Consider the following 21,628-nt stretch of genomic DNA (forward strand, 5'->3'; position numbering starts at 1 on the left):
GAGCACCACCATGGACAAGCACGACGACTGCGGATGGTTCCTCAGCCTCTACACCATCGCCACGCTGTTTCTGGTGGCAGCAAAGCTTTCAGGCTACATCGACTGGGGCTGGATCGCCTGCACTTCCCCTGCCTGGGGCGCCATCGGCGTCAACCAGGTGGTTCAGTTGGCCGGCCACCGCGTTTTGCTCAAACGCTTCCCCTCACCCATCCAAGCGAGCACAACCTATGAATCTGTTTGATCGCATCGCCGACCTCAACAGCCTGCTGAACGCCCGCCGGCGCAACGCACAAAAGCGCCAGCTCCCGGCAAGGCCTGCCCAGGTGTACGCCCAAGGCGGCGTCTACGAAGTGCGCGACCTCGAAACCGGCCGCGTGATCGACACCTTCAAAACCTACAGCGAAGCACGCACCCTGGCTGACCAGATGGAGCGCGGGGAGCTCCGGGCATGATCGACCAGACAGCCATCCAGATTAAAGGCGAGGCCTCTGCACAGTTGGCGGATGCCGTAGCCCGGTACCTTACCGGCGGCGGCGAAGTGCAGGACGTGCCAACCCGGATAGACGCACCAATGCCGACGAGCTTCAACAACCATGCCCAGGTGATCCGGCCGCCCACAGAGCGCATCGCCGCGACTCGGGTTGCGACGGATCGGCGCAAGGAGCAAATCGAAAAGGCTCGGGTGGCGGCGCAAACGATGAATCTCGTCACCGCATCCAAAGCCCTAGGCATCAGCAGAGATGCGTTGCGGCGGATGGCGGCAGCTGGCGGGTTCAAGTTCCAGCCGCGCGACTTCTACATCGACCGCACCCACGATGCGGCGGATGTCGAGCGCATCAAGGCGAGCATGGGCTTGGGGCTCACGCGCAACCAAATGATGAAGGCCCTCGGAATCGCCTACGAACGCTTCCTCCGATTGCTGAAGGAATACGACATCGACTTTCCTGCAAAGCAGCATCCGCGCAAATGAAGCGCGCACCACACCACCGGCGGCGGATGCATATCATCCTGCCGCCAAGCGGAATAGATAACCATGACCAGCGATCGGCCGAGGCTTTGAAGCAGCGGCGCAAGCGGGAAAAGAAGAAGCAGAAGGACGACGCGCTGGGCGTCGAGGTTGTGGCGGTGGAGGTTGCCGGCGGCTTCAAGAGCAAACTGAAGCGCCTGATGAAGAAGCCTGGTTTCAACAACAGCCAAGAGGTCTACCAAAACCTGTTGCGAAATGTGCTGGATGCTGACGACGCGGTTGCCGCCTGGCTGTTGCGAGGCGTCACGACACCTTTCGCTGTATCTGAAAAGGTGTCGCGCGAGTTCGAGTTTCTGAGCATGGCAGAGCTTACCAACAATCCAGGCGACGAGAATTTCGCGCCAGACGGCTCAATGATCAATTTAAGAGTAGAGGCCGAGGTCTGACCCAATCATCGGCCGTTCAACGCCTTTTGACCGCTCAGATTCGAGCCATGCCCAGGTATTGGCCTGGTCGAACACGTAAATGTTTTGCCTGATCTCCGCCAGCGCAGAACCGGTGATGCTGTATTTGCCACAAGTCGGGCAATCGAAATTTTCCGCATCACGCGTGGTGGACAAGCGATCAGCTTGCCCTGGGCAGATGTAACACCGCATTTAAAACCTCCTTGTTCCGGCCCATTGCCGGCGGCCAACAAATACCCCATTCCCATTTTGATTGCCACCTGCCCCGGCACGGCGGCGCTTTGCCTGGAGAAAACCATGTCAGTCGAACACAACGTCATCAGCTACAGCGGCGGGAAGGACAGCACCGCGATGCTGTTGCTGGCGGTCGAGCGGGAAACGCCTGACCTGCAAGCAGTGTTCGCCGACACCGGTAACGAGCACCCGTTCACATACGAATATGTCCTTTACATCGAGCGCGCCACCGGTGTGCCGATCCGCTGAATCCGCGCCGACTTACCAAGCAGATCGAAGGGCGCCGGCAGATGATGCGCAACGTGATTGCGGGCACTCACAAGAACCAGGGTCGCTACGAATGGACGGTTGAGATTGCCGAATAGGCGCTTGAACTTCTGCATTCAACCGGAAACCCGTTCCTGGACATGTGCATGGTTCACGGACGCTTTCCATCTACCAAAGTCGCGTTCTGCAGCAAAGAGCTGAAGCGCGATCAGTTGACCAAGCAAGTGCACATTTGGCTGCTTGATGGCGGGGATGACGTGGCAAGGCGTACGCGCTGACGAGGGTGCAAAGCGGGCACCCCTGCCCGCTACCGAACACGTGATGACGCACGCCAACGGGGCGGAGCTTTGGAACTACCGCCCGATTCTTCCGTGGAAGGCCGAAGAGTGCTTCGCCATGCATCGCAAGCATGGGCTCAAGGCCAACCCTCTCTACGAGATGGGGATGCGCCGCGTCGGTTGTATGCCCTGCATCAACGCAGGCAAGGACGAACTGCTGGAAATCAGCAAGCGCTTTCCCGAAGAGCTGAGGCGGCTAGCCGAATGGGAGCAGCTCATATCGAGGGTCAGCAAAACCACAGTCGCCACCTTCTTCCCAGCCTCTGACCTCGGCGCCACCTCGGCAGCAGATGCGGGCACGATCACCCATGGTGTCCACGCCCGGGTCGAATGGGCTAAAACATCACGCGGCGGCCGGCAGTACGACCTGATTCGGATGGATAACGAAGTTGAACTGTGCAGGTCTATCTATGGACTTTGCGAGTGACCAGAATTAACTACACCGAAGCGCCCACGTTCTGGGCAAAGCTCTACTTGTCCAGCCCCATTGAAGTCGCCAAGCAAGTGCTTCGACAGGAATGCATGCAGGAAGGGCTGTGCGTAACCATCGAACCCACCACCTTCGTCTACACCGGCGGCGAGGAAGCCGGCTATGTGGTAGGGCTGATCACTACCCACGGTTCCCAAAGCTCAGCGTCGACATCGAAGAGCGAGCCGAGGCCATCGCTGGAGAGTTGTTGCGCGCCACCTTTCAGCGGTCAGCTCTCGTGATGTTTCCAAGCCGAACAGTATGGATCACCAACTCGGAAAGCTTCTCGGAATAGAAAGATTGAAAGGTTAAAGTTTATCGGGGTGCGGAGTGGACGTAGTCCGATCCATGAACGCCAGAAGCAGCTCGATTGAGGTAATAACCATGGGTGACTTAGGATGTTTCTTCCATGGGTCAATGAGACCAACAGCAATCAATAAGGCGCTAACTTTGGCGGTATGTAGGTTGATGAACTCTTTAATCAACACAGGGCCTTGCGGGAGACCGTTCGAAGCTGCATACAACATCTTGTTTCGATAGCTTGCGGTGCTCTCAATCTTCTTCCGCACCTCGTCCACACCATCGTTCCCCATAAACTTAAGCATGTGTTCCCGGAGTTGTTCCGTCAGCGGCACTTCCCCGCTAATCTGCCCGTTTAACGGAGGGATAGGAGTGCCCTTATGGGTTGATCCTTTAAATACTAAGTCCATCCACACTGCTTTCCGATAGCCCTCAGGTGCAACATAGAAGATAGGAGACTGAAACGGCCATTCGGGGCGGGAAAAGACTTTAAACCAATCTATAATTGTATGGATAAAGACGAAAACCGCTTGCTTGTGTGGATGGGAGAGAAATTGAATTTGTTTGGCGCCTGGATATTTTAAATTCCTAAGGGAATGAATAAGGGCGGCGGCGGCTTCCTCTTCCGCGCATATGGCGCAGAAAGCAGCAATTGTGGGGTAGGCGAGTTGGTTAGCACGCTCTAAATGAGTAAAAGCGTTGAGGCCAGACCATTTTACCTGCCCGGTACAATCTTCGATTACTGATCGAATGGCCGCTCAATGTTTTTCATTTTGGTCCATATCACATCCCTGTCAGACATTGCCGCTCGTGCAAATCCCAGCAACTATTTGCAACATCACAGCTGCCGAGGCCGTAAACGCCGCACGGCTGTTCCACTTCGCTTGCGCTCTGAGCGTTCCATAAAGGTCACCTCCATTCAGGATGTTCCCTTTCCAATAGCTACCATCGGGCTTCCCAACAAGAGCTGCCGGCGGCGGCGCGTTAGCCACGGCCGAGGCTACCCAGAAAATCGCAGATAGCAATCCAAAAACCAAGGAACCAACGCTCGCCACTGTACCGATATCCACACTTATACCCTCCAATTTGCAGTCGCGAGTCATACCCCATAACCCATTGTCACGCCACCCTGGCGAGGTATTTCCGATGCTCAGTTTCTTTTGGCGCCTAGTCGCCAGTTAGGTCGGGCGACAGGAAGATGAAAGCGGGAAAAACGATTAGCGATTCAACATGGCAAGAGCTAAGTCACCATAGCCCCAGATCACTGAGCCCGAAATGGCTACCCAGAACACGAATCGGTTTATTGCGTTAAGCGGAGGGATTAACACCTTCCTCAATCGGTTAATTCCGAGTGACCCCAAGCCTCTGGGGGAAAGCAATTCCATCGCAACAAAAGCTTGATTCTGGGCTGCAAATGCAAAAATCGCGCTGATCGCACCGCTCCGCATAAACCATGTTGACAGGGCTTCCTCGGCGGGCTTAAGAAAACCGTTAAATGCGGCCACTGGCGCCAGTACCGCGACAAGAACAAGCACAAAGGCAAGCAGAATCTTCGGCCAAATTTTATGTATTGAAAGCTCCCCGCTTTTAGGTTTGGCATCCAAGTCTGGAAACATCATCCATCTCCGTAAAAAATTCCCATCACGCTATCAGGTGAGAACTATCCATGCCTAACTTCTTCTGGCGCCTGCCCGCCAAGCTGCTGGCACGCCCGGCAGTTGCCAACCGGATCATCAACCGCGCCCAGCGCACTCCCTACCTCCACATCCTTTCGCACGACGAAAGCGAGACGTACATATGGCGGTGGTGGCTGTTCAATCCGTACAGCCGCGGTGAGCACAAAGCGAAGTACCGCTGGTGGCCATGGTCGGTTCGCGTGCAACACATCATGCGCGCCGACGGCGACCGGGATCTGCACGACCACCCATGGAATGCCCGGACGATCATTCTCCGGGGCTGGTACACCGAGCAGCGAATGGTGCCCGCCACCATGGTGGATATCTCCAACCACCCTCGGGAACTGGATCTGTACTGGCTCGAAAACGACCCGGTGAAAATCATCCCCATGCATCGGAAGGCAGGTGTTACCGCTCTTCTTTCCCACAGCGAGTACCACCGCATCGACCAGGTGCCGCCCGAGGGCGTCTACACCCTCTTCATTACCGGCCCCTGGCAAGGCATGTGGGGCTTTCTGGTCAACGGGGTGAAAGTGCCCTGGCGTCAGTACCTGGGCCCTGATGAGCACGAAGACCTAAAGCAGCCGGAGAAAGCAGCATGAGCCCAAACCCTTCAATGACTTTCACCGAGCACTCGCTTGCTGCGGCGCTCGGCAAGGTCCAGTCGTTGCACGACATGAGCGTCGAGCTAATAGCGCAGTTCGTGTTCGCCGAGGCCGTTAAGTCAAACACCGGCCATGGTCACGTTCGACCTCGACCTGATGGCGTGAGGATGCGCTGCGGCGGGCCGAGCATCTGCAGCGTTTGTAAGGCTGAGGCGGGCGTTGAGCGGGTTGTCGCTTATGGGCTGATGACACGCGAAGAGGCGGAGGCGAAATACGGCCTTCCCGCTAAGGCAGGTGAGTGATGAGCAAACCAACTGCTCATCACCACTCGTCCAGAGACTTCGTTGAAAATAACGACAGGTTTAAGACCCGTTCTTATAGCGCCCAGTAGCTACGCAGGTGAAATTGCCATTGGGTTCGTCTGTGTACTCATCCGAACCAAAGGAAATGCCGCCATAGCAGGCCGCAAAGTTATACCCACCGCCATTGTTAACTTTGGTGTCGACGGATTGGCCGGGGCCAATGTTATTGGACTGGGTATAGAAGCCGCCGTGTGGGCCGTCGCCGCACTGTTTATTGCTGTAAGCCAGATTGCCGCACCAAATGACGAACACTTTTTCGTCGCAAACATTCGTAAACGTAACCGTGCGTTTGTTGTTGGCATCTAGTTCGCCGTTTGAGGCTTCAACGCAATTGGATGCCGCTTTCCCAGGATTGTCGGCCATCGCGTTTCCCGCGAAACACAAAAACAGCGCAATCAGAAATAGCTTTTTCATGGTGCTCTCCATTTTATTTTTTATGAGTCCTAGCAGATAAGGCTTTCCAGATTTCTATGAACTAGTAAGCCATTTCGATTTTCGGGGGGCGCCGAACGTGATGTCAATCTGCCTTTAGCACTGTTGGCAGGTCCCCTTTCCCCCCTTCCTCCATCCAACCTTCTGCCGCCACAGGGCGGCCCGGAGCCCTCATGCTTGAATTCCTAACGCCCGCCCAGGTGCGGGAACTGACCGGCGCTGGAACAAAGGCTGGCCAGATCCAGAACTTGAAGAAAAACGGCATACGGCACAGCATCAAACGAAACGGCTGGCCAGCGGTCACCACCGACGCTGTAACGGCGACCGGCCCCGCTGTTGCCGAAAAATCGACATGGAAACCACGTCTGGCGGGATGAAATGGGCAGAGAGCCGAATAAGCCTGGCGATGTAGCCAGGCTGAGGGAGCGCAAGAAAGCCAGCGGCAAGGTGTATTACTACTACGACGCGGGCGGCACTCCTCGTAAGGAAATACCGCTGGGCAGCGACTACGGTCTGGCCATCATGCAGTACGCCCAGTTCGAGAAAGACCGCACAGCCACGCAGCTGGTACAGAAGGTCATCACCTTCGACTACGTGGCGATCCAATACTTCGCCGAGGTCGTTCCGACCAAGAGCCCAACCACCCAGAAGGACAACAAGCGGGAGCTGAAACAGCTGCTGGCCTTCTTCAACGACCCGCCAGCGCCGCTAGACGCCATCCAGCCGCAGAACGTGAAGCAGTACCTACGTTACCGAGGCAAAGACGCACCCGTCGAGCAAACCGCGAGAAGGCGCTGCTCAGCGCGATTTGGAACTACGCCAGAGAAACCGATTACACCAACTTGGCGAACCCGTGCGCGGGCGTGAAAGGCCACAAAGAAGCCGGACGCTCGGTGTACGTTGAAGATGACCTGTACGCCAAGGTCTATGAGCACGCCGGGCAACCGCTGCGCGAGGCCATGGACCTCGCCTACCTGGCGGGCCAGCGTGTCGCCGACACTTTGAAAATGGACACCCGCGACATCCGCGAAGGCTTCTTACATATTACCCAGGGCAAGACCGGCGCCAAGCGGCGGATCGAAATCGTTGGGGAGCTGAAGGAACTGATGGACCGCATCAGCCAACGCAAGGCCGGTTACAAGATCCATAGCACAAGGCTGGTGGTGCTGGAGAGCGGCCAGGCGATGACCTATCACATGTTGAGGGGGCGTTTTGATTTAGCCAGGAAGGCGGCTGGGATCGACAAGGGGTTGTTCCAAATGCGTGACCTGAGGGCCAAGGCAGGAACAGACAAAGCGGAATCCAGCGGGGATATTCGGCAGGCGCAGAAGCAGCTCGGACACACCACCGTAGTGTTGACCGCGGCTTACATTCGCGAGCGAAAGGGGGAGAAATCGACGCCCACAAAATAGGAATTGCGGACCGGCTCCAAAATTGCGGACCAGATGCAAAAAAGGGCCTACGCCCAGTTCGGTCGTAAGCCCTTGATTTGTATGTGGTGCCCGGAGCCGGGGTCGAACCGGCACGTTCAAAGAACGAGGGATTTTAAGTCCCTTGCGTCTACCAATTTCGCCATCCGGGCGATGGTGTGTGGCAGCGGCCAATGGCGGTGCTGCGGCACAGAACGAGGGCGGAATATATACAGCCATCGTGCGTGAGGCAAGCTTCAAGGCATGTAGGAATTGGTCAGCCCTAAAAAGAAAAAACCCCGTAGATCAACGAGCTACGGGGTCTTTCTATAATGGAGGCCGAGGTCGGAATCGAACCGGCGTAAGCGGATTTGCAATCCGCGGCATAACCATTTTGCTACTCGGCCTCAAAACGAAGACGCCGCAAACTGCGGCGTCAACGTCAACAAACTGGAGCGGGAAACGAGACTCGAACTCGCGACCCCGACCTTGGCAAGGTCGTGCTCTACCAACTGAGCTATTCCCGCGTCTTGGTGACGGGCGCCATTCTATAGAAACCAAACATCCCGTCAACCCCTTGATTCAAAAAACTTTATTTTCCCCGGTTGGGGTTCAGGTGCGGCCAGGCGGCGATCAGGTAATGCACCATCGACCACAACGTCAGCCCCGCCGCGACGATCAGCAGAGCAAAGCCAATCACCACGCGCACGGTTTCCGACGGCGGGCTCGCCAGCAGAATAACCAGGGCCAGCATCTGCGCCGCGGTCTTCCATTTGCCCAGGTTCGACACCGCAACATGCGCGCGGGCGCCGAGCTCGGCCATCCATTCGCGCAAGGCCGAAATGACGATTTCGCGCCCGATGATGATCGCTGCCGGCAGCGTCAGCCAAATGGTGTGGTGCTCTTCCACCAGCACCACCAAGGCCACGGCGACCATCAATTTGTCGGCAACCGGATCGAGAAAAGCGCCAAACGGGGTGCTCTGCTCCCATCTGCGGGCCAGATAACCGTCCAGCCAATCAGTCGCCGCTGCAACTGCAAATACCGCGCTGGCCGCCAGGTAGCTCCAGGAGAACGGTAGATAAAACAGCAATAGGAAGATCGGAATCAGCAGAACGCGCAGAACGGTAAGCAGGTTGGGGATATTCATCGGCACAACTAGGCTGCGAGGTGAGCGGGCATTCTACTCGCTGTGCAAGGCCGCATAAATCGACTCGGCGAGCTTTTTACTAATTCCAGGCGCTTTGGCGATCTCATCGCTGCTGGCGCGCTTTAATTCCTGCAGTCCGCCGAAGTGGTTGAGTAACTCGCGGCGGCGTTTCGGCCCAACGCCTGGCACTTCTTCCAGATTCGACGTGCGCCGTGTCTTGCCGCGACGGGCGCGGTGACCGGTGATGGCGAAGCGGTGCGATTCATCGCGGATCTGCTGAATTAAATGCAGCGCCGGCGAGTTGCCGGGCAAGGTGAATTCGTGGGCCGCGTCGTTCAGGTACAAGGTTTCCAGGCCGGGTTTGCGCGTTACGCCCTTGGCCACGCCGAGCAGAATCAGGTCCGGCACAGCCAGCTCCTGCAAGACCTCGCGCGCCATCGACAGCTGGCCCTTACCGCCATCGACCAAGAGGATATCGGGCAACTTGCCCTCGCCGTCTTTGATCTTGCTGAAACGCCGCGTCAGCGCTTGATGCATCGCCGCGTAGTCGTCGCCGCCGGTAACGCCTTCAATGTTGTAGCGCCGATAGTCGGACTTCAGCGGCCCCTCCGGCCCAAACACCACGCACGAAGCCACGGTCGCTTCGCCGCTGGAGTGGCTGATGTCGAAGCACTCCATGCGCTGGGGAATTTCATCCATGTTCAGCGCCTGCGCCAAGGCTTCGAAGCGGGCGGCGATGTGCTGACGGTCAGCGAGGCGCGAAGCCAGCGCCAGCTCGGCGTTGGCCACCGCCAACTGCTGCCACTTCGCTCGGGTGCCGCGAACTTTGTAGCTGATCGCCAACTCACGGCCGCGCAGCGATTGAATCGCTTCGATAAGCACGGGGAAATCTTCATGGTCGGTGTTGACGATCAACTCGGCCGGAAGATCGCGCTCATGGCTGCCGAGGTAATACTGCGCAAGGAACGCGGCGAGCACCTCACCCACGCCCTCCTCAATCGCGACCTGCGGGTAGAAATTTTTACTGCCCAACACGCGGCCACCCCGCACGCTGATCAGATGCACGCAGGCACCGCCGGGATTGACCATCGCGGCAATCACATCGACGTCGCCATTGCCGCCCTCCATGCTTTGCTGGTCCTGAACTCGGCGCAGCAAGCCGATTTGATCGCGCAATTCGGCCGCCCGCTCGAATTGCAAATTCATCGCTGCCTGTTCCATGCCGGTAGACAACTCGTCGGTAAGCGCATTACTGCGCCCTTCTAGGAACATCACCGAGTGACGCACGTCTTCGGCGTATTCCTCAGCCGTCACCAAGCCGGCCACGCACGGGCCTTTGCAACGCTTGATCTGGTACTGCAAGCACGGACGGGTGCGGTTTTTGAAGTAACTGTCTTCGCACTGGCGGACCAGAAAAGTCTTCTGCAGCAGGCTCAGACTTTCGCGGATCGCACCGGCGCTGGGGTATGGACCGAAGTAGCGACCCTTCAGCTTCTTGGCCCCACGGTGAATGCTCAGGCGCGGGAACGGACCATCGGACAAGAACACGTAGGGATAGGATTTGTCGTCGCGCAACAGAATGTTGTACGGCGGCCGCCATTGCTTGATCAGGGTTTGCTCAAGCAGCAGCGCTTCGGTTTCGTTGGCGGTGATGGTGGTTTCGATCTGCGCGATCTTGGCCACCAGGGCAGCGGTCTTCGGCGCCAGTCCGGTTTTGCGGAAGTAACTGGCCAGGCGTTTTTTCAGATTCTTGGCTTTGCCCACATACAGCAGCTTCGCCTCGGCATCGAACATTCGATACACGCCGGGGCGGCCACTGCTGGTCGCCAGAAACGCGCTGGCGTCAAACGGTTCGCTCATTTCAACTGGTGGCATCGACCATCCCGTGACGCACCGCCAACAAGGCCAGCTCTACGTCACTGGTGATTTCCAGCTTTTCGAAAATGCGATAGCGGTAGGTGTTCACGGTTTTCGGTGAGAGGCAGAGCTTGTCGGAAATGGTTTGTACTTTTTGGCAACCGGCGATCATTAACGCGATCTGGATTTCCCGCTCAGACAACAGGTCGAACGGCGAACCACTGGTTTGCGGTTGAAACGATTTCAGCGCCAGCTGCTGGGCAATTTGCGGGCTGATGTAACGCTGCCCGCCAAACACCATACGAATGGCTTGGACCATCTCTTCCAGCGCCGCGCCCTTGGTCAGATAACCTGCCGCGCCGGCTTGAAGCAAACGCGTCGGAAACGGGTCGTCTTCACAGACTGTGACGGCGATGACTTTCATATCGGGGTGACTGCGCAGCAGCTTGCGGGTGGCTTCAAGACCGCCGATGCCTGGCATTTTGATGTCCATCAGGACGACGTCCGGCTTGACCTCGCGCGCCTTCTTCAGCGACTCCTCCCCCGAGTCGGCCTGACCGACAACCTGAAGGCCGTCGATATCGTCGAGCATGCGCGTAATACCGGTTCGAACCAGATCGTGGTCATCGACCACTAGCACCCTAATCAAGCGACACCTCTTGCGCGTCAAAGCCGCTTGGCGAAGCGGTCTTATGGGAAGGCGGACACCTTAACAAAATCTCCTTACATGGCCTAGCTTGGCGCATATCAGTCAAATAGCCAACGCCAGAATCTTGGACGCTTGCGCGCGTTTGCCACGCAAAACTAGCGCCGTCGCGCATCCTTGAAGCCCGGAGGTGGCGCTGCTCGAAATATGACTTTAGGCTTCGGGTATGACTGACAACGCCAATACCGCGCCCCTGTCGCCACCTGAACGCATCATTGTCGCCGACGATCACCCGGTGTTTCGCGATGGCCTGAGCCGTATCGTGCAGCGCGTCTTCCCGCAGGCAGCCGTGCAAGAAGCCAGCGATATGGCCGATGTACTGCGGCTGGCTCACGACGGCCCAGCACCTAGCATTTTCTTGCTCGACCTGCTGTTTCCCGGGCAGTCGCCGCAAGCGATCAGCGCATTGCGCACGTCCTTCAAGCGCAGTTCCATCGTCATCGTCTCGATGGTCGACGACCGAGGGCTGATCGATGAGGTGATGGCCGCTGGCGCCGATGGTTTTATCGGCAAAGCCACGCCACCGGATGAAATCGTCCAAGCGCTGCTGGCGGTACGTGCGGGGGAATTCGTTTTGGCCACTGGGCCTGCCGGGCTGCCAGCGTTTATCAGACATGGCAGCGCGCTGGATCAACTGACACCGCGACAACGGGAAGTGTTGGTGCTAGTGGCTCGCGGTCTGTCCAACAAAGAAATTGCGCGGGAGCTGGCTATTTCGCCGTTCACGGTGCGCATTCATGTGTCTTCCCTGCTACACATTCTCGACGTGACGACGCGCACCGCCGCCGCTGCACTCGCGGCAAAAGCCGGGCTTAACTGAAGGCTACGACGCCTGCTCCGCCAGTTTCAGCGCCACCAGCAGCGACCGCAGCTCTGCCGGATGAACCGGTTTTGGCAGCACCGGAATGGCCGGATCATTCACCGCTTCCTGCACCCGCCGCACGTCGTGGCCGGTGACGATGATCGCCGGAATATTGCGCCCGCTAAGTTGGCGCACATAGGTGATGCAGTCCGCGCCGGACGCCTCGGTATCCAGATCGAAATCGGTGATCACCAGGTCGTAGGGGTTATGGCTGCGCGGAATCGAGGTGTAACTGTCCACGTTGCAGCCCCACTTCTGCAGCAAGGTGGCGGTCGCCAACAGCACGTTGTCGTCATCCTCGATCAAGCACACGCGCAAGCCGCCGAGCATTGGCGATGCCACAGGCCGAAGCGGCGCCGCGGGGCTATGGACGGCGGGTACCGAAACCGGCTCCAGGCCGTCGATCGCCACTACGGTTCCGCTGCCCACGGTGGAGCGAATGCGGATGGACAACCCCATCAGTTGGCCCAGGCGTTTGACGATGGCAAGCCCCAGCCCCATGCCCTCCACGTCTTTGCCACGGGCCTGACGCACGCGGTAGAACTCGTCGAAAATGCTGCCCAGATGCGCTTCGGCGATGCCGATGCCTTTGTCATACATTTCGATGCAAAGCTGGTCACCGCGCCGTCGACAGCCAATCAGCAACGGCCGGCCCGGCGCATATTTCAGCGCGTTGGTGAGCAGGTTTTGCAGCATGGTGGTGAGCAAACCGGGGTCGGCGTGAACGTAGGTCGGCGGGCAATGAACGCGGATCGCCACGCCCGCCCAGCGCGCGGCCTCGGCGTTCTGCTGCACCAGTTGCTGCAGCAAGGTGTGCAGCGCCAGGGTTTCGGGGTGCGGCGTGACGCGACCGCTGTCCAGCGAGTACATGTCAAGAATTGTGCGAAACAGGCGAGAGACGCTGTGCAGCGATTTGTCGACGTTGTCCACCAGGCGCTGTTGCTCAGCGTCTAGCCGGCCATCGCGAAGGCAAGCGGTAAACAGGCTTATCGAGTGAATGGGCTGACGTAAATCGTGGCTGGCCTGCGCCAGAAATTGCGACTTGGCCTGGTTCGCCGCGCGCTCAGCCTCCGCGGAGTCATGCGTGCGCTTGAGCAGCGCGTACATATAACCGGGCACCATCAGCGTGGTGATGATCAGCGTGATGGTCATGAACGGTTGCGCCTGCCAGTACGCCGAGCTGCTGGCGGTAATGGCCAGCGACGCTATCGCCATGGCCGTCGCCACCAATAAATAGCGTGGCCCGTAGCGCAAGCCGTAGCCAACCGTCACCCATAACAAAATGCCGTACACCGGCAGCATGGCGGCGGCGCCCACCGCCATGGTCAGCGTAATGCAACTGAAGTCGGTGAGCAGCGTAAAGGCGCGCCGCACCGGGTGCTCGCCGGGCCGCCGGCAGATGTCCCACCACAGCAGCAACGACAGCGCAAAGAACAACAAACCGAAGCAGGCGACCAGCCAGGCAAGCTCACGGTCGATGATGGATTGGAAATACACCCAAAACATGTAGCTGACAGTGATCGGCGTAATGATCAAACGCACCGCCGCCTGGGCGCGTTCGGTGTCGTACGGGCGACGCGCGCGCGTAGGCATAAGCAATCCTTGCAAACCGACTTAACAGATGCGCTCACCCTAAGCGGTCGCACCCCAGAGGACAAGACGCTAGCAGGCTTGAGCGGCTGAGCGCCGTAGTACACCCGTACTATTCCTCGTGCCTACACGGCGCTCATAGACTTCCCGCCTTCGCTTCGGCATTTCGGTCGAGGCCCGGTCTCCTATAACCCGGCAAACCAGAGGGAACTGCAGATGAAGATCAAGGGAACACTGAGCGCATTGTTCGTATTGCCCGTGCTGGCCACGCTCGCCGGCTGCTTGCCGCAAAACACCCAAACTCAAGGCCTGAATAACGTACAAACGGCGAACGGCCCGTGCGCGCCGAGTACCACGGCCGACTTGATTTCAACCGGCCGCAGCCTATTGGCCATCACCAACTCGGTGCTGGAAACCCAGCAAAACCTGAGCGGCAATTCTGCCGGTTACGCACAACGCGTACAGGCCGCCGAGCATGCGCAGAAGGTTGACCAGGGCAACAAGGTGCTCGACAACGTGGAGTCGCTGACAGGCGGCTCAAGCACCGGCTGCGCCCCAACCAGCGCCTCTCGCTAAGAGAAAACGCTGGCATAAAAAAGCCCCGCATTAAGCGGGGCTTTTCGTTTTTCAAATGGCGGAGGCGGTGAGATTCGAACTCACGGACCTGTTACAGTCGGCAGTTTTCAAGACTGCTGCCTTAAACCGCTCGGCCACACCTCCGAAGTGCGGGCGAATCATACCGGAAGGAAACACACTGTCAAACTCTGCGGGTTGGCAGCTACAAGTGCTCTGTTATGATCGCCAAGACTACGGTCACGGAACCCAACAAGCCGTCTATTCAGGAGTGTCGCCATGCACGAACAAGATTACGCACTCGGCCACGCGCAGGTCGAGCAGCAAGAAGTCAGCCGCGTACTGCGCAACACCTACGGGCTGCTGGCCCTCACCCTCGCCTTCAGTGGCGTGGTTGCGTTTTTTGCCCAGCAGATGCGCGTTCCCTATCCCAATATTTTCGTCGTTCTGATCGGCTTCTACGGTCTGTTTTTCCTCACCGTAAAACTGCGTGATTCCGCATGGGGTCTGGTTTCCACCTTCGCCCTTACCGGCTTCATGGGTTACACGCTCGGTCCGATCCTTAACCGTTATCTGGGTATGGCCAACGGTCCGGAGCTGATCAGCTCGGCCTTCGCCATGACCGCTCTGGTGTTCTGCGGCCTGTCGGCTTACGTGCTGACTACCCGTAAGGACATGAGCTTCCTGGCTGGTTTTATCACCGCTGGTTTCTTCGTGTTGCTCGGCGCGGTGCTGGTCAGCATGTTCTTCCAGATCAGCGGTCTGCAGTTGGCAATCAGCGCGGCGTTCGTGCTGTTCTCGTCGGCCTGCATCCTGTTCCAGACCAGCCAGATCATTCATGGCGGCGAGCGCAATTACATTATGGCGACCGTCAGCTTGTACATTTCGATCTACAACCTGTTCATCAGCCTGCTGCAAATTTTCGGCATCATGAGCAGCGACGACTGATTCAGGCGTCGTAGAAAAAGCCCGCTTCGGCGGGCTTTTTTATGTCTGAAATTGGCAAAGCGCCGTATTATTCCGCCTGTTTTTTCTGATCGGTCAGCGCCATGAAATTCGCTATCGCCCTGTTCTCCGCGCCCCACGCGCCCTCATCGCGACGCGCTTTGCGTTTCGCCGAAGCGGTGCTGGCCGGCGGTCACGAGATTGTGCGGGTGTTCTTTTATCAGGACGGCGTCTACAGCGCCGCCAGCACGCCGATCGCCCCGCAGGACGAGCTGGACACCGCTGCCGCCTGGTCAACCTTCATTGCCACCCACACCCTCGACGGCGTGGTGTGCATCGCCGCCGCTCTGCGCCGCGGCGTGTTGAACGAAGAAGAAGCCCAACGCTACGAACGCAGCGCCGCCAGCCTGGCCAAGCCGTGGGAGCTTTCCGGCCTGGGCCAGTTGCATGAAGCGGCGCAACTCGCTGACCGCCTCGTCTGCTTCGGAGGGCCGTGAAGTGTCCAAGTCTTTGCTGATTATTTGCCGCCAGGCCCCGTGGTCCGGCCCCGGTGCGCGTGAAGCGTTGGACATTGCCCTGGCGGGCGGCGCGTTCGATTTGCCCATCAGCCTGCTGTTTCTCGACGATGGCGTGTTCCAGCTGCAAACCGCTCAGCAGGCCGTTGCGGTGCAGCAAAAAGACCTCACCGCCAACCTGCAAGCGCTGCCCTTGTTTGGCGTCGACGCTCTGTACGCGTCCACCCGCAGCCTCGACGAGCGCGGCCTGAGCGGCCAGCCGTTGAGCCCCGCAGTGGAAGCGCTAGACGACAGCGCCCTCACCGTTCTAATCGCCCAACACGACCAGGTGATCACGCTCTAATGGCCACCCTGCACATGCTCTCCCACTCGCCCTTCAGCGACTCCCGCCTGGTCAGTTGCCTGCGTCTGCTCGGTCCTGGCGACGGCGTTTTACTCACTGGCGATGCCACCTACGCGTTGCAGCCCGACACGGCGCAATGGCAGGCACTAAGCCTGATGCCCGAGAGCATTTCGCTTTACGCGCTGGAGGAAGATTTGCACGCCCGCCACCTCGCCCTGCCGCCGCGCGTAAAAGCGCTCGACTACCCCGGCTTCGTCGAATGCTGCACCGCCTTCGCCAAGGTCAACACCTGGCTATGAACGAACTGATCGTTGAAGACTGCGCCATCGCCCTCGACAAAGACGGCTACCTGGCGAACCACCATGATTGGTCACCTGCCGCCGCCGAAGCGCTGGCCGCACAGGAAGACATCGCCCTGAGCCCCGAGCACTGGGAAGTGTTGAATCTGCTACGTGACTTCTATGCCGAATTTCAGCTGTCGCCGGCAACGCGGCCGCTGATCAAATTTGCCGCCTTGAAGCTGGGCGCCGACAAGGGCAACAGCCTGCACCTCAATCGCCTGTTCAAAGGCACTCCAGCCAAACTCGCCGCCAAACTGGCGGGCCTGCCGAAGCCGACGAATTGCCTATGACCGCCCAACCGCTGACCCTCGTAACCCCCGCCGAGCACCCGTTCGCCCACTACGTGCGCATTCTCGGCAAGGGCAAGCGCGGCGCGCGCAACATGACCCAGGAAGAAGCCCGCGAGGCCATGGGCATGCTCCTCGACGGCAAGGTCGAAGACACTCAGCTCGGTGCGTTTCTGATGCTGATGCGCCACAAGGAGGAAGGCCCGGAGGAATTGGCCGGCTTTACCCAGGCCGTACGCGCGCGGCTGAACGCCCCGGCCATTCAGGTTGACCTCGACTGGCCTTCCTACGCCGGCAAAAAGCGCCATTTGCCGTGGTACTTGCTCGCCGCCAAATGCCTGGCCAACAACGGCGTCCGCATCCTGATGCATGGTGGCGGCGCTCACACGGCCGGCCGCATGTACAGCGAACAAGTGCTCGACGTACTCGGCATCACCTTGTGCCGCGACTGGGCAGGGACCGAACAGGCCCTGGCTCAGCACAACCTCGCCTTCTTCCCGCTGCAAGACTGGATGCCGCAACTGCAACGCATGATCGACCTGCGCAACACCCTCGGCTTGCGCTCGCCCATCCACTCCCTGGCCCGCGTGCTCAACCCGCTCAACGCCCGCTGCGGCCTGCAGAGTATTTTCCATCCGGGCTATCAGGCCGCGCATCGCGACGCCAGCCAATTGCTGGGCGACAAAGCCATCGTGATCAAGGGCGACGGCGGCGAAATCGAGATGAACCCGGACGCCACCTCGCACCTTTACGGCACCGAGGGCGGCAGCAGTTGGGATGAAGAATGGCCGCCGTTGTCGCCCCAGCGCCACGTCAAACCCGAGCGTTTGGATCCGGAACATTTGGCCGCCTTCTGGCGAGGCGAAGTTGAAGACAATTACGGCCGGCTAGCCGTCATGGCCACCATGGCGTTGGCGCTACGTGGGTTGGATACGCCACGTGACGAAGCATTCGCTAAAGCCGAAATCTTCTGGCAGAAGCGCAACAAATCGATTTAGCCGATCATTCCCAGGCGACTTTTGCGCTATTCGTTCGAACTGATCGGAATAGACTCAGCTCCAACGCAAAATAGCTGAGGATTTGATGATGGGTTTGTTAGTCGACGGCCAATGGCAAGACCAGTGGTACAACACCGAGGACGGCGGCCGCTTCAAGCGTGAAAACGCCCAGCGCCGCAACTGGGTGACCGCGACCGGCGAAGCCGGCCCCAGCGGCGAAGGTGGCTTTAAAGCCGAAGCCGGTCGCTACCATTTGTACGTGTCCCTGGCCTGCCCTTGGGCCCACCGCACCCTGATTTTCCGCGCGCTGAAAGGCCTGGAAGATCTCATCGACGTTTCCGTGGTCAGCTGGCTGATGCGTGAAAACGGCTGGACCTTCGACACCACCCACGGCTCCAGCGGCGATGCACTGGACGACCTAAGCCTGATGTACCAACGCTACGTGGCTGATGACCCCCACTACACCGGCCGCGTAACGGTGCCCGTGCTGTGGGACAAGAAGCTCAAGCGCATCGTCAGCAATGAATCGTCGGAAATCATCCGCATGTTCAACTCAGCCTTTAACGGGCTGACCGGCAACGAACTGGATTTCTACCCCGAAGCCCTGCGCAGCGAGATTGATGCGCTGAACGAGCTCATCTATCCCAATGTGAATAACGGCGTTTACCGCGCCGGCTTTGCCACCACGCAGCAAGCCTACGAAGAAGCCTTCGACGGCCTGTTCGCCACGCTGGAATCACTGGAAACGCTGCTGAGCGAGAAACGCTACCTGACCGGCGAGCAAATCACCGAGGCGGACTGGCGGCTGTTCACCACGCTGATTCGCTTCGACGCGGTGTACCACGGCCACTTCAAGTGCAACCTCAAGCGCATTGAGGATTACCCGAACCTGTCTAACTGGCTGCGCGAGCTGTATCAGTGGCCGGGCGTGGCGCAGACCGTGGATTTCGAGCACATCAAGCACCACTACTACGCGAGTCACCTGACCATCAACCCAACGGGCATCGTGCCCAAAGGGCCGCAGCAGGATTTCATGCGGGCGCACGATCGGGAGCGGTTCTAGACCATTTGCACCCGCTGTCTGTAGGAGCGGCTTTAGCCGCGATGCTGCAACCGCGCCATTACCCGAAGACCACCTTTTCCAGGAAATCGAGGCTAAAGCCTCTCCCACAGAAGCCCAGGCGTCCGCACCACTGCGGGAGTGGCTTTAGCCGCGATGCTTTTGGATTTAAGTCCGTAGGGCTGGCGTCAGACTTGGGACTGCGCGCCTTCAAACCACGCTAGCTTGTCCCGCAACGTCACCACCTCACCCACGATCACCAGCGTCGGCGCATGCACTTCGTGCTCGGCCACCAGTTGCGGCAAGTTGCCCAGGGTGCCGGTGAAAACGCGCTGGTTCTGGGTGGTGCCTTGCTGAATCAGCGCGGCTGGGGTGTCGCTACTACGACCATGAAGCACAAGCTGCTCACAAATGGACGGCAAGCCCACTAACCCCATGTAGAACACCAGCGTTTGCCCAGGCGCGACGAGGTCGGACCAGGGCAAATCGGTGCTGCCGTCTTTCAAATGGCCGGTCACGAAACGCACAGACTGCGCATAGTCGCGGTGGGTCAGCGGGATGCCGGCGTAGGCAGCGCAGCCGCTCGCCGCAGTAATGCCCGGCACCACCTGGAACGGAATGCCATGGGCCGCCAACTCTTCGATTTCCTCGCCACCGCGACCGAAAATAAACGGGTCGCCACCCTTGAGGCGCAGCACGCGTTTACCTTGTTTGGCCAACGTCACCAGTTGCTGATTGAGCTGTTCCTGCGGCACCGCATGCTCGGCGCGCTGTTTGCCGACGTAGATGCGCTCAGCGTCGCGACGGCACAGCTCGACAATGGCGGGCGCTACCAGGCGGTCGTACAACACGACGTCGGCTTGCTGCATCAGTCGCAGCGCGCGAAAGGTCAGCAGGTCGGGATCGCCCGGCCCGGCGCCAACCAGATACACCTCGCCTTTCACCGTGCCCGTCTCGCCATCCAGTCGCGCTTGCAGCAGTGCTTCGGCTTCGCTGCCCTGCCCGGCCAACATGCGTTCGGCTATCGGGCCCTGGAACACGTCTTCCCAGAACACACGACGTTGCTGCAAATCCGGAAACCGTTCACGCACTTGCGCGCGAAAGCGTGCCGCCAGGCCGGCCAGTTGGCCATACGCAGCGGGAATCCAGGTTTCCAGCTTGGCGCGGATCAGCCGTGCCAGCACCGGCGCATCGCCGCCGCTGGACACCGCCACCAGCAACGGCGAGCGGTCGACGATGGCCGGAAAGATCACGCTGCACAGCGCCGGCGAATCCACCACATTGACCGGCATGCCGCGCGCGCGGGCGTCTTGCGACACCTGGGCGTTAAGCGGCTCGTCGTCCGTGGCGGCAATCACCAGCGTGCAGCCGTTCATGTCAGCCGCTTCGTAGCCTCGCAGCAACTGCTCGCCACCACTGGATGCCACCAGCGCTGCCAGATGACTGTCGATGTACGGCGCGACCACGCGCAACACGGCGCCGGTGTCGGCCACCAGACGGGATTTGCGCAAGGCGATTTCGCCGCCGCCAACCACCAGCACGCGTTGCCCGCGCAGGTTATGAAACAGCGGCAGAAATTCCATTTAGCCGATCACCTCGATGCCGCCCATGTAAGGTTTGAGCACGTCCGGTACGCGAATGGAGCCGTCGGCCTGCTGGTAGTTCTCCAGCACAGCCACCAACGTACGGCCGACCGCCAGGCCCGAGCCGTTCAAGGTGTGCACCAGCTCCGGCTTGCCGGTTTCCGGGTTGCGCCAGCGGGCTTGCATGCGGCGCGCCTGGAAGTCGCCGCAGTTGGAGCACGAAGAAATTTCGCGGAATTTGTCCTGGCTTGGCACCCACACTTCTAGGTCGTAGGTTTTCACCGCGCCAAAGCCCATGTCGCCGGTGCACAGCGCCAGAACGCGGTACGGCAAGCCCAGCAGTTGCAGCACTTTCTCGGCGTTGCCGGTGAGTTCCTCCAGCGCCGCGTTGGAGGTGCTTGGCTCGACGATTTGCACCATCTCGACTTTGTCGAACTGGTGCTGGCGGATCATGCCGCGGGTATCACGGCCCGAAGCACCGGCCTCGCTACGGAAGCACGGCGTGTGGGCGACGAACTTCAATGGCAGCTGCTTGGCGTCGAGAATTTCGCCGTTGACGATGTTGGTAAGCGACACCTCGGCCGTCGGAATCAGGTACAGATCGGCCTCGCCTTCACGGCTGATTTTGAACAGGTCTTCTTCGAATTTCGGCAACTGGCCCGTGCCCTGCAAAGCAGGCGCCTGCACCAGATAAGGCGTATACGCCTCTTCGTACCCGTGTTCGCCGGTGTGCAGGTTGATCATAAATTGCGCCAGGGCGCGGTGCAGGCGGGCGATAGGGCCGCGCAGCAAGGCGAAACGCGCGCCGGACAGTTTGGCCGCGCGTTCGAAGTCCAGCCAACCATGCAGTTCGCCCAGGGCGACGTGGTCTTTGATTTCGAAATCGAAGGTGGTCGGCGTGCCCCAACTGCGCACTTCGACGTTGTCGTCTTCATCTTTACCCACCGGCACCGATTCGTGCGGCAGGTTGGGAATGCCCAGCAAGATGGCATCGAGGTCGGCCTGAATCTTGTCCAGCTCGATTTTGCCGGCGCTCAGCTCGGCGGCCATACGATCGACGTCTGCCATCAGTGGCGCGATGTCTTCGCCCCGGGCTTTGGCCTGACCGATGGATTTTGAACGGGCGTTGCGCTCGGCCTGCAACTGCTCAGTGCTGCTCTGCACGGTTTTGCGCTGCGCTTCGAGGGCCTCGATGCGTGAGACATCCAGTTGGAAGCCACGGGTGGCGAGGCGCTCGGCGATGGCGTGCAGTTCGCTACGGATCAGTTTCGGATCAAGCATGGTTGTCTCTCATC

General features: G+C 59.3%; 29 protein-coding genes, 4 tRNA genes and 1 pseudogene. 20 read left to right on the plus strand and 14 right to left on the minus strand.

Annotation, left to right across the window (positions count from 1 at the left end; all coding sequences use genetic code 11):
* Nucleotides 1-10 precede the first annotated feature (10 nt).
* The 4 genes from ACZZZU_RS04465 to ACZZZU_RS04480 are packed head-to-tail and all read left to right on the plus strand — an operon-like array spanning nt 11 to nt 1,413.
* On the plus strand, nt 11-241 hold the full coding sequence (locus tag ACZZZU_RS04465; RefSeq protein ID WP_463549889.1) for a hypothetical protein: 231 nt from the start codon (nt 11-13) through the stop codon (nt 239-241).
* Nucleotides 228-452, plus strand: a complete 225-nt coding sequence (locus ACZZZU_RS04470) for a hypothetical protein (protein WP_463549890.1) — start codon at nt 228-230, stop codon at nt 450-452. The genes ACZZZU_RS04465 and ACZZZU_RS04470 overlap by 14 nt, the downstream gene beginning before the upstream one ends.
* The gene (locus tag ACZZZU_RS04475) at nt 449-970 is read left to right on the plus strand and encodes a hypothetical protein (protein ID WP_463549891.1); all 522 of its coding nucleotides are present in this window, start codon (nt 449-451) and stop codon (nt 968-970) included. Before ACZZZU_RS04470 ends, ACZZZU_RS04475 begins: the two co-directional genes overlap by 4 nt.
* 26 nt (nt 971-996) lie before the next feature.
* The gene (locus tag ACZZZU_RS04480; protein WP_463549892.1) at nt 997-1,413 is read left to right on the plus strand and encodes a hypothetical protein; all 417 of its coding nucleotides are present in this window, start codon (nt 997-999) and stop codon (nt 1,411-1,413) included.
* On the opposite strand, the gene ACZZZU_RS04485 is transcribed toward ACZZZU_RS04480, so the two are convergent.
* Complete coding sequence (locus ACZZZU_RS04485; protein WP_463549893.1) at nt 1,390-1,623, minus strand: hypothetical protein; 234 nt, start codon at nt 1,621-1,623, stop codon at nt 1,390-1,392. The genes ACZZZU_RS04480 and ACZZZU_RS04485 overlap by 24 nt on opposite strands.
* Before the next feature lie 105 nt (nt 1,624-1,728).
* Here ACZZZU_RS04485 and ACZZZU_RS04490 point away from each other — a divergent pair, with 105 nt between their 5' ends.
* From ACZZZU_RS04490 to ACZZZU_RS04500, 3 genes are all read left to right on the plus strand, one after another.
* The gene (locus tag ACZZZU_RS04490) at nt 1,729-1,914 is read left to right on the plus strand and encodes a phosphoadenosine phosphosulfate reductase domain-containing protein (RefSeq protein ID WP_463549894.1); all 186 of its coding nucleotides are present in this window, start codon (nt 1,729-1,731) and stop codon (nt 1,912-1,914) included.
* Nucleotides 1,915-2,184: 270 nt separating this feature from the next.
* Nucleotides 2,185-2,697, plus strand: coding sequence for a phosphoadenosine phosphosulfate reductase domain-containing protein (locus tag ACZZZU_RS04495; RefSeq protein ID WP_463549895.1), 513 nt, complete (start codon nt 2,185-2,187; stop codon nt 2,695-2,697).
* Nucleotides 2,694-2,981 carry a hypothetical protein gene (locus ACZZZU_RS04500; RefSeq protein WP_463549896.1) on the plus strand — a complete coding sequence of 96 codons (288 nt, stop codon included), beginning with the start codon at nt 2,694-2,696 and terminating at the stop codon, nt 2,979-2,981. The genes ACZZZU_RS04495 and ACZZZU_RS04500 overlap by 4 nt, the downstream gene beginning before the upstream one ends.
* Before the next feature lie 66 nt (nt 2,982-3,047).
* Here the strand turns inward: ACZZZU_RS04500 and ACZZZU_RS04505 are convergent, their stop codons facing one another.
* Both ACZZZU_RS04505 and ACZZZU_RS04510 read right to left on the minus strand, forming a co-directional pair.
* A complete protein-coding gene (locus ACZZZU_RS04505; RefSeq protein WP_463549897.1) occupies nt 3,048-3,449 on the minus strand; it encodes a hypothetical protein in 402 nt (133 codons plus the stop codon).
* 807 nt (nt 3,450-4,256) lie between these two features.
* Nucleotides 4,257-4,655, minus strand: a complete 399-nt coding sequence (locus tag ACZZZU_RS04510) for a hypothetical protein (RefSeq protein WP_463549898.1) — start codon at nt 4,653-4,655, stop codon at nt 4,257-4,259.
* A 50-nt stretch (nt 4,656-4,705) separates the two neighbouring features.
* Between ACZZZU_RS04510 and ACZZZU_RS04515 the strand changes: the two genes are divergently transcribed.
* Nucleotides 4,706-5,317 carry a hypothetical protein gene (locus ACZZZU_RS04515; protein ID WP_463549899.1) on the plus strand — a complete coding sequence of 204 codons (612 nt, stop codon included), beginning with the start codon at nt 4,706-4,708 and terminating at the stop codon, nt 5,315-5,317.
* Nucleotides 5,314-5,622, plus strand: a complete 309-nt coding sequence (locus ACZZZU_RS04520; protein ID WP_463549900.1) for a hypothetical protein — start codon at nt 5,314-5,316, stop codon at nt 5,620-5,622. Before ACZZZU_RS04515 ends, ACZZZU_RS04520 begins: the two co-directional genes overlap by 4 nt.
* A 60-nt stretch (nt 5,623-5,682) precedes the next feature.
* On the opposite strand, the gene ACZZZU_RS04525 is transcribed toward ACZZZU_RS04520, so the two are convergent.
* Nucleotides 5,683-6,096, minus strand: a complete 414-nt coding sequence (locus ACZZZU_RS04525; RefSeq protein WP_463549901.1) for a hypothetical protein — start codon at nt 6,094-6,096, stop codon at nt 5,683-5,685.
* A 191-nt stretch (nt 6,097-6,287) separates the two neighbouring features.
* On the opposite strand from ACZZZU_RS04525, the gene ACZZZU_RS04530 reads away from it, so the two are divergent.
* Together ACZZZU_RS04530 and ACZZZU_RS04535 are read left to right on the plus strand one after the other, a co-directional pair.
* A complete protein-coding gene (locus ACZZZU_RS04530) occupies nt 6,288-6,491 on the plus strand; it encodes a DUF4224 domain-containing protein (RefSeq protein ID WP_463549902.1) in 204 nt (67 codons plus the stop codon).
* A gap of 1 nt (nt 6,492) precedes the next feature.
* A pseudogene (locus ACZZZU_RS04535) lies at nt 6,493-7,526 on the plus strand (tyrosine-type recombinase/integrase).
* Between the two features lie 84 nt (nt 7,527-7,610).
* Here the strand turns inward: ACZZZU_RS04535 and ACZZZU_RS04540 are convergent.
* From ACZZZU_RS04540 to gacA, 6 genes are all read right to left on the minus strand, one after another.
* Nucleotides 7,611-7,696: transfer RNA gene (locus ACZZZU_RS04540), tRNA-Leu, on the minus strand.
* Nucleotides 7,697-7,856: 160 nt separating this feature from the next.
* Nucleotides 7,857-7,930, minus strand: a tRNA-Cys gene (locus tag ACZZZU_RS04545).
* Nucleotides 7,931-7,974: 44 nt separating this feature from the next.
* A tRNA-Gly gene (locus tag ACZZZU_RS04550) sits at nt 7,975-8,050 on the minus strand.
* A gap of 65 nt (nt 8,051-8,115) precedes the next feature.
* Complete coding sequence (gene pgsA / locus ACZZZU_RS04555) at nt 8,116-8,673, minus strand: CDP-diacylglycerol--glycerol-3-phosphate 3-phosphatidyltransferase (RefSeq protein ID WP_463549903.1); 558 nt, start codon at nt 8,671-8,673, stop codon at nt 8,116-8,118.
* A 33-nt stretch (nt 8,674-8,706) separates the two neighbouring features.
* Nucleotides 8,707-10,533 carry an excinuclease ABC subunit UvrC gene (uvrC, locus tag ACZZZU_RS04560; protein ID WP_463552102.1) on the minus strand — a complete coding sequence of 609 codons (1,827 nt, stop codon included), beginning with the start codon at nt 10,531-10,533 and terminating at the stop codon, nt 8,707-8,709.
* A gap of 1 nt (nt 10,534) precedes the next feature.
* Entirely contained in the window at nt 10,535-11,179 is a 645-nt protein-coding gene (gene gacA, locus ACZZZU_RS04565; RefSeq protein WP_122498105.1) for a response regulator transcription factor GacA, read from the minus strand.
* Between the two features lie 223 nt (nt 11,180-11,402).
* Between gacA and ACZZZU_RS04570 the strand changes: the two genes are divergently transcribed.
* Entirely contained in the window at nt 11,403-12,056 is a 654-nt protein-coding gene (locus ACZZZU_RS04570) for a LuxR C-terminal-related transcriptional regulator (RefSeq protein ID WP_463549904.1), read from the plus strand.
* Between the two features lie 3 nt (nt 12,057-12,059).
* On the opposite strand, the gene ACZZZU_RS04575 is transcribed toward ACZZZU_RS04570, so the two are convergent.
* Entirely contained in the window at nt 12,060-13,691 is a 1,632-nt protein-coding gene (locus ACZZZU_RS04575) for a hybrid sensor histidine kinase/response regulator (protein ID WP_463549905.1), read from the minus strand.
* Nucleotides 13,692-13,904: 213 nt separating this feature from the next.
* Between ACZZZU_RS04575 and ACZZZU_RS04580 the strand changes: the two genes are divergently transcribed.
* Nucleotides 13,905-14,264 carry a hypothetical protein gene (locus ACZZZU_RS04580; protein ID WP_463549906.1) on the plus strand — a complete coding sequence of 120 codons (360 nt, stop codon included), beginning with the start codon at nt 13,905-13,907 and terminating at the stop codon, nt 14,262-14,264.
* 56 nt (nt 14,265-14,320) lie between these two features.
* Here ACZZZU_RS04580 and ACZZZU_RS04585 read toward each other — a convergent pair.
* Nucleotides 14,321-14,408: transfer RNA gene (locus ACZZZU_RS04585), tRNA-Ser, on the minus strand.
* A gap of 132 nt (nt 14,409-14,540) precedes the next feature.
* On the opposite strand from ACZZZU_RS04585, the gene ACZZZU_RS04590 reads away from it, so the two are divergent.
* From ACZZZU_RS04590 to ACZZZU_RS04620, 7 genes are all read left to right on the plus strand, one after another.
* Nucleotides 14,541-15,209, plus strand: a complete 669-nt coding sequence (locus ACZZZU_RS04590; RefSeq protein ID WP_122498097.1) for a Bax inhibitor-1/YccA family protein — start codon at nt 14,541-14,543, stop codon at nt 15,207-15,209.
* Between the two features lie 101 nt (nt 15,210-15,310).
* Nucleotides 15,311-15,703, plus strand: a complete 393-nt coding sequence (gene tusD / locus ACZZZU_RS04595; protein WP_463549907.1) for a sulfurtransferase complex subunit TusD — start codon at nt 15,311-15,313, stop codon at nt 15,701-15,703.
* A 1-nt stretch (nt 15,704) separates the two neighbouring features.
* A complete protein-coding gene (gene tusC, locus ACZZZU_RS04600) occupies nt 15,705-16,064 on the plus strand; it encodes a sulfurtransferase complex subunit TusC (protein ID WP_463549908.1) in 360 nt (119 codons plus the stop codon).
* On the plus strand, nt 16,064-16,363 hold the full coding sequence (gene tusB, locus ACZZZU_RS04605; RefSeq protein ID WP_122498091.1) for a sulfurtransferase complex subunit TusB: 300 nt from the start codon (nt 16,064-16,066) through the stop codon (nt 16,361-16,363). The genes tusC and tusB overlap by 1 nt, the downstream gene beginning before the upstream one ends.
* Entirely contained in the window at nt 16,360-16,695 is a 336-nt protein-coding gene (locus ACZZZU_RS04610; protein ID WP_122498089.1) for a TusE/DsrC/DsvC family sulfur relay protein, read from the plus strand. The genes tusB and ACZZZU_RS04610 overlap by 4 nt, the downstream gene beginning before the upstream one ends.
* Complete coding sequence (locus ACZZZU_RS04615; protein WP_463549909.1) at nt 16,692-17,690, plus strand: glycosyl transferase family protein; 999 nt, start codon at nt 16,692-16,694, stop codon at nt 17,688-17,690. Before ACZZZU_RS04610 ends, ACZZZU_RS04615 begins: the two co-directional genes overlap by 4 nt.
* An 88-nt stretch (nt 17,691-17,778) precedes the next feature.
* Complete coding sequence (locus tag ACZZZU_RS04620) at nt 17,779-18,753, plus strand: glutathione S-transferase family protein (RefSeq protein ID WP_463549910.1); 975 nt, start codon at nt 17,779-17,781, stop codon at nt 18,751-18,753.
* A gap of 185 nt (nt 18,754-18,938) precedes the next feature.
* On the opposite strand, the gene cysG is transcribed toward ACZZZU_RS04620, so the two are convergent.
* A complete protein-coding gene (cysG, locus tag ACZZZU_RS04625; RefSeq protein ID WP_463549911.1) occupies nt 18,939-20,333 on the minus strand; it encodes a siroheme synthase CysG in 1,395 nt (464 codons plus the stop codon).
* A complete protein-coding gene (serS, locus tag ACZZZU_RS04630; RefSeq protein WP_122453205.1) occupies nt 20,334-21,614 on the minus strand; it encodes a serine--tRNA ligase in 1,281 nt (426 codons plus the stop codon).
* Nucleotides 21,615-21,628: the final 14 nt, after the last annotated feature.

The organism is Pseudomonas sp. AC136, from assembly GCF_979258585.1.

What these genes read in the sequence shown, in the direction of transcription:
- serS (WP_122453205.1), bottom strand. Translation starts at nt 21,614, where the DNA reads ATGCTTGATCCGAAACTGATCCGTAGCGAACTGCACGCCATCGCCGAG.
- tusD (WP_463549907.1), top strand. Translation starts at nt 15,311, where the DNA reads ATGAAATTCGCTATCGCCCTGTTCTCCGCGCCCCACGCGCCCTCATCG.
- ACZZZU_RS04470 (WP_463549890.1), top strand. Translation starts at nt 228, where the DNA reads ATGAATCTGTTTGATCGCATCGCCGACCTCAACAGCCTGCTGAACGCC.
- ACZZZU_RS04580 (WP_463549906.1), top strand. Translation starts at nt 13,905, where the DNA reads ATGAAGATCAAGGGAACACTGAGCGCATTGTTCGTATTGCCCGTGCTG.
- ACZZZU_RS04520 (WP_463549900.1), top strand. Translation starts at nt 5,314, where the DNA reads ATGAGCCCAAACCCTTCAATGACTTTCACCGAGCACTCGCTTGCTGCG.
- ACZZZU_RS04495 (WP_463549895.1), top strand. Translation starts at nt 2,185, where the DNA reads ATGACGTGGCAAGGCGTACGCGCTGACGAGGGTGCAAAGCGGGCACCC.
- ACZZZU_RS04530 (WP_463549902.1), top strand. Translation starts at nt 6,288, where the DNA reads ATGCTTGAATTCCTAACGCCCGCCCAGGTGCGGGAACTGACCGGCGCT.
- tusB (WP_122498091.1), top strand. Translation starts at nt 16,064, where the DNA reads ATGGCCACCCTGCACATGCTCTCCCACTCGCCCTTCAGCGACTCCCGC.
- ACZZZU_RS04465 (WP_463549889.1), top strand. Translation starts at nt 11, where the DNA reads ATGGACAAGCACGACGACTGCGGATGGTTCCTCAGCCTCTACACCATC.
- ACZZZU_RS04485 (WP_463549893.1), bottom strand. Translation starts at nt 1,623, where the DNA reads ATGCGGTGTTACATCTGCCCAGGGCAAGCTGATCGCTTGTCCACCACG.
- ACZZZU_RS04510 (WP_463549898.1), bottom strand. Translation starts at nt 4,655, where the DNA reads ATGTTTCCAGACTTGGATGCCAAACCTAAAAGCGGGGAGCTTTCAATA.
- cysG (WP_463549911.1), bottom strand. Translation starts at nt 20,333, where the DNA reads ATGGAATTTCTGCCGCTGTTTCATAACCTGCGCGGGCAACGCGTGCTG.
- ACZZZU_RS04505 (WP_463549897.1), bottom strand. Translation starts at nt 3,449, where the DNA reads ATGGACTTAGTATTTAAAGGATCAACCCATAAGGGCACTCCTATCCCT.
- ACZZZU_RS04480 (WP_463549892.1), top strand. Translation starts at nt 997, where the DNA reads ATGCATATCATCCTGCCGCCAAGCGGAATAGATAACCATGACCAGCGA.
- ACZZZU_RS04525 (WP_463549901.1), bottom strand. Translation starts at nt 6,096, where the DNA reads ATGAAAAAGCTATTTCTGATTGCGCTGTTTTTGTGTTTCGCGGGAAAC.
- ACZZZU_RS04575 (WP_463549905.1), bottom strand. Translation starts at nt 13,691, where the DNA reads ATGCCTACGCGCGCGCGTCGCCCGTACGACACCGAACGCGCCCAGGCG.
- ACZZZU_RS04610 (WP_122498089.1), top strand. Translation starts at nt 16,360, where the DNA reads ATGAACGAACTGATCGTTGAAGACTGCGCCATCGCCCTCGACAAAGAC.
- ACZZZU_RS04515 (WP_463549899.1), top strand. Translation starts at nt 4,706, where the DNA reads ATGCCTAACTTCTTCTGGCGCCTGCCCGCCAAGCTGCTGGCACGCCCG.
- ACZZZU_RS04570 (WP_463549904.1), top strand. Translation starts at nt 11,403, where the DNA reads ATGACTGACAACGCCAATACCGCGCCCCTGTCGCCACCTGAACGCATC.
- ACZZZU_RS04620 (WP_463549910.1), top strand. Translation starts at nt 17,779, where the DNA reads ATGGGTTTGTTAGTCGACGGCCAATGGCAAGACCAGTGGTACAACACC.
- ACZZZU_RS04590 (WP_122498097.1), top strand. Translation starts at nt 14,541, where the DNA reads ATGCACGAACAAGATTACGCACTCGGCCACGCGCAGGTCGAGCAGCAA.
- ACZZZU_RS04475 (WP_463549891.1), top strand. Translation starts at nt 449, where the DNA reads ATGATCGACCAGACAGCCATCCAGATTAAAGGCGAGGCCTCTGCACAG.
- ACZZZU_RS04615 (WP_463549909.1), top strand. Translation starts at nt 16,692, where the DNA reads ATGACCGCCCAACCGCTGACCCTCGTAACCCCCGCCGAGCACCCGTTC.
- pgsA (WP_463549903.1), bottom strand. Translation starts at nt 8,673, where the DNA reads ATGAATATCCCCAACCTGCTTACCGTTCTGCGCGTTCTGCTGATTCCG.
- uvrC (WP_463552102.1), bottom strand. Translation starts at nt 10,533, where the DNA reads ATGAGCGAACCGTTTGACGCCAGCGCGTTTCTGGCGACCAGCAGTGGC.
- ACZZZU_RS04490 (WP_463549894.1), top strand. Translation starts at nt 1,729, where the DNA reads ATGTCAGTCGAACACAACGTCATCAGCTACAGCGGCGGGAAGGACAGC.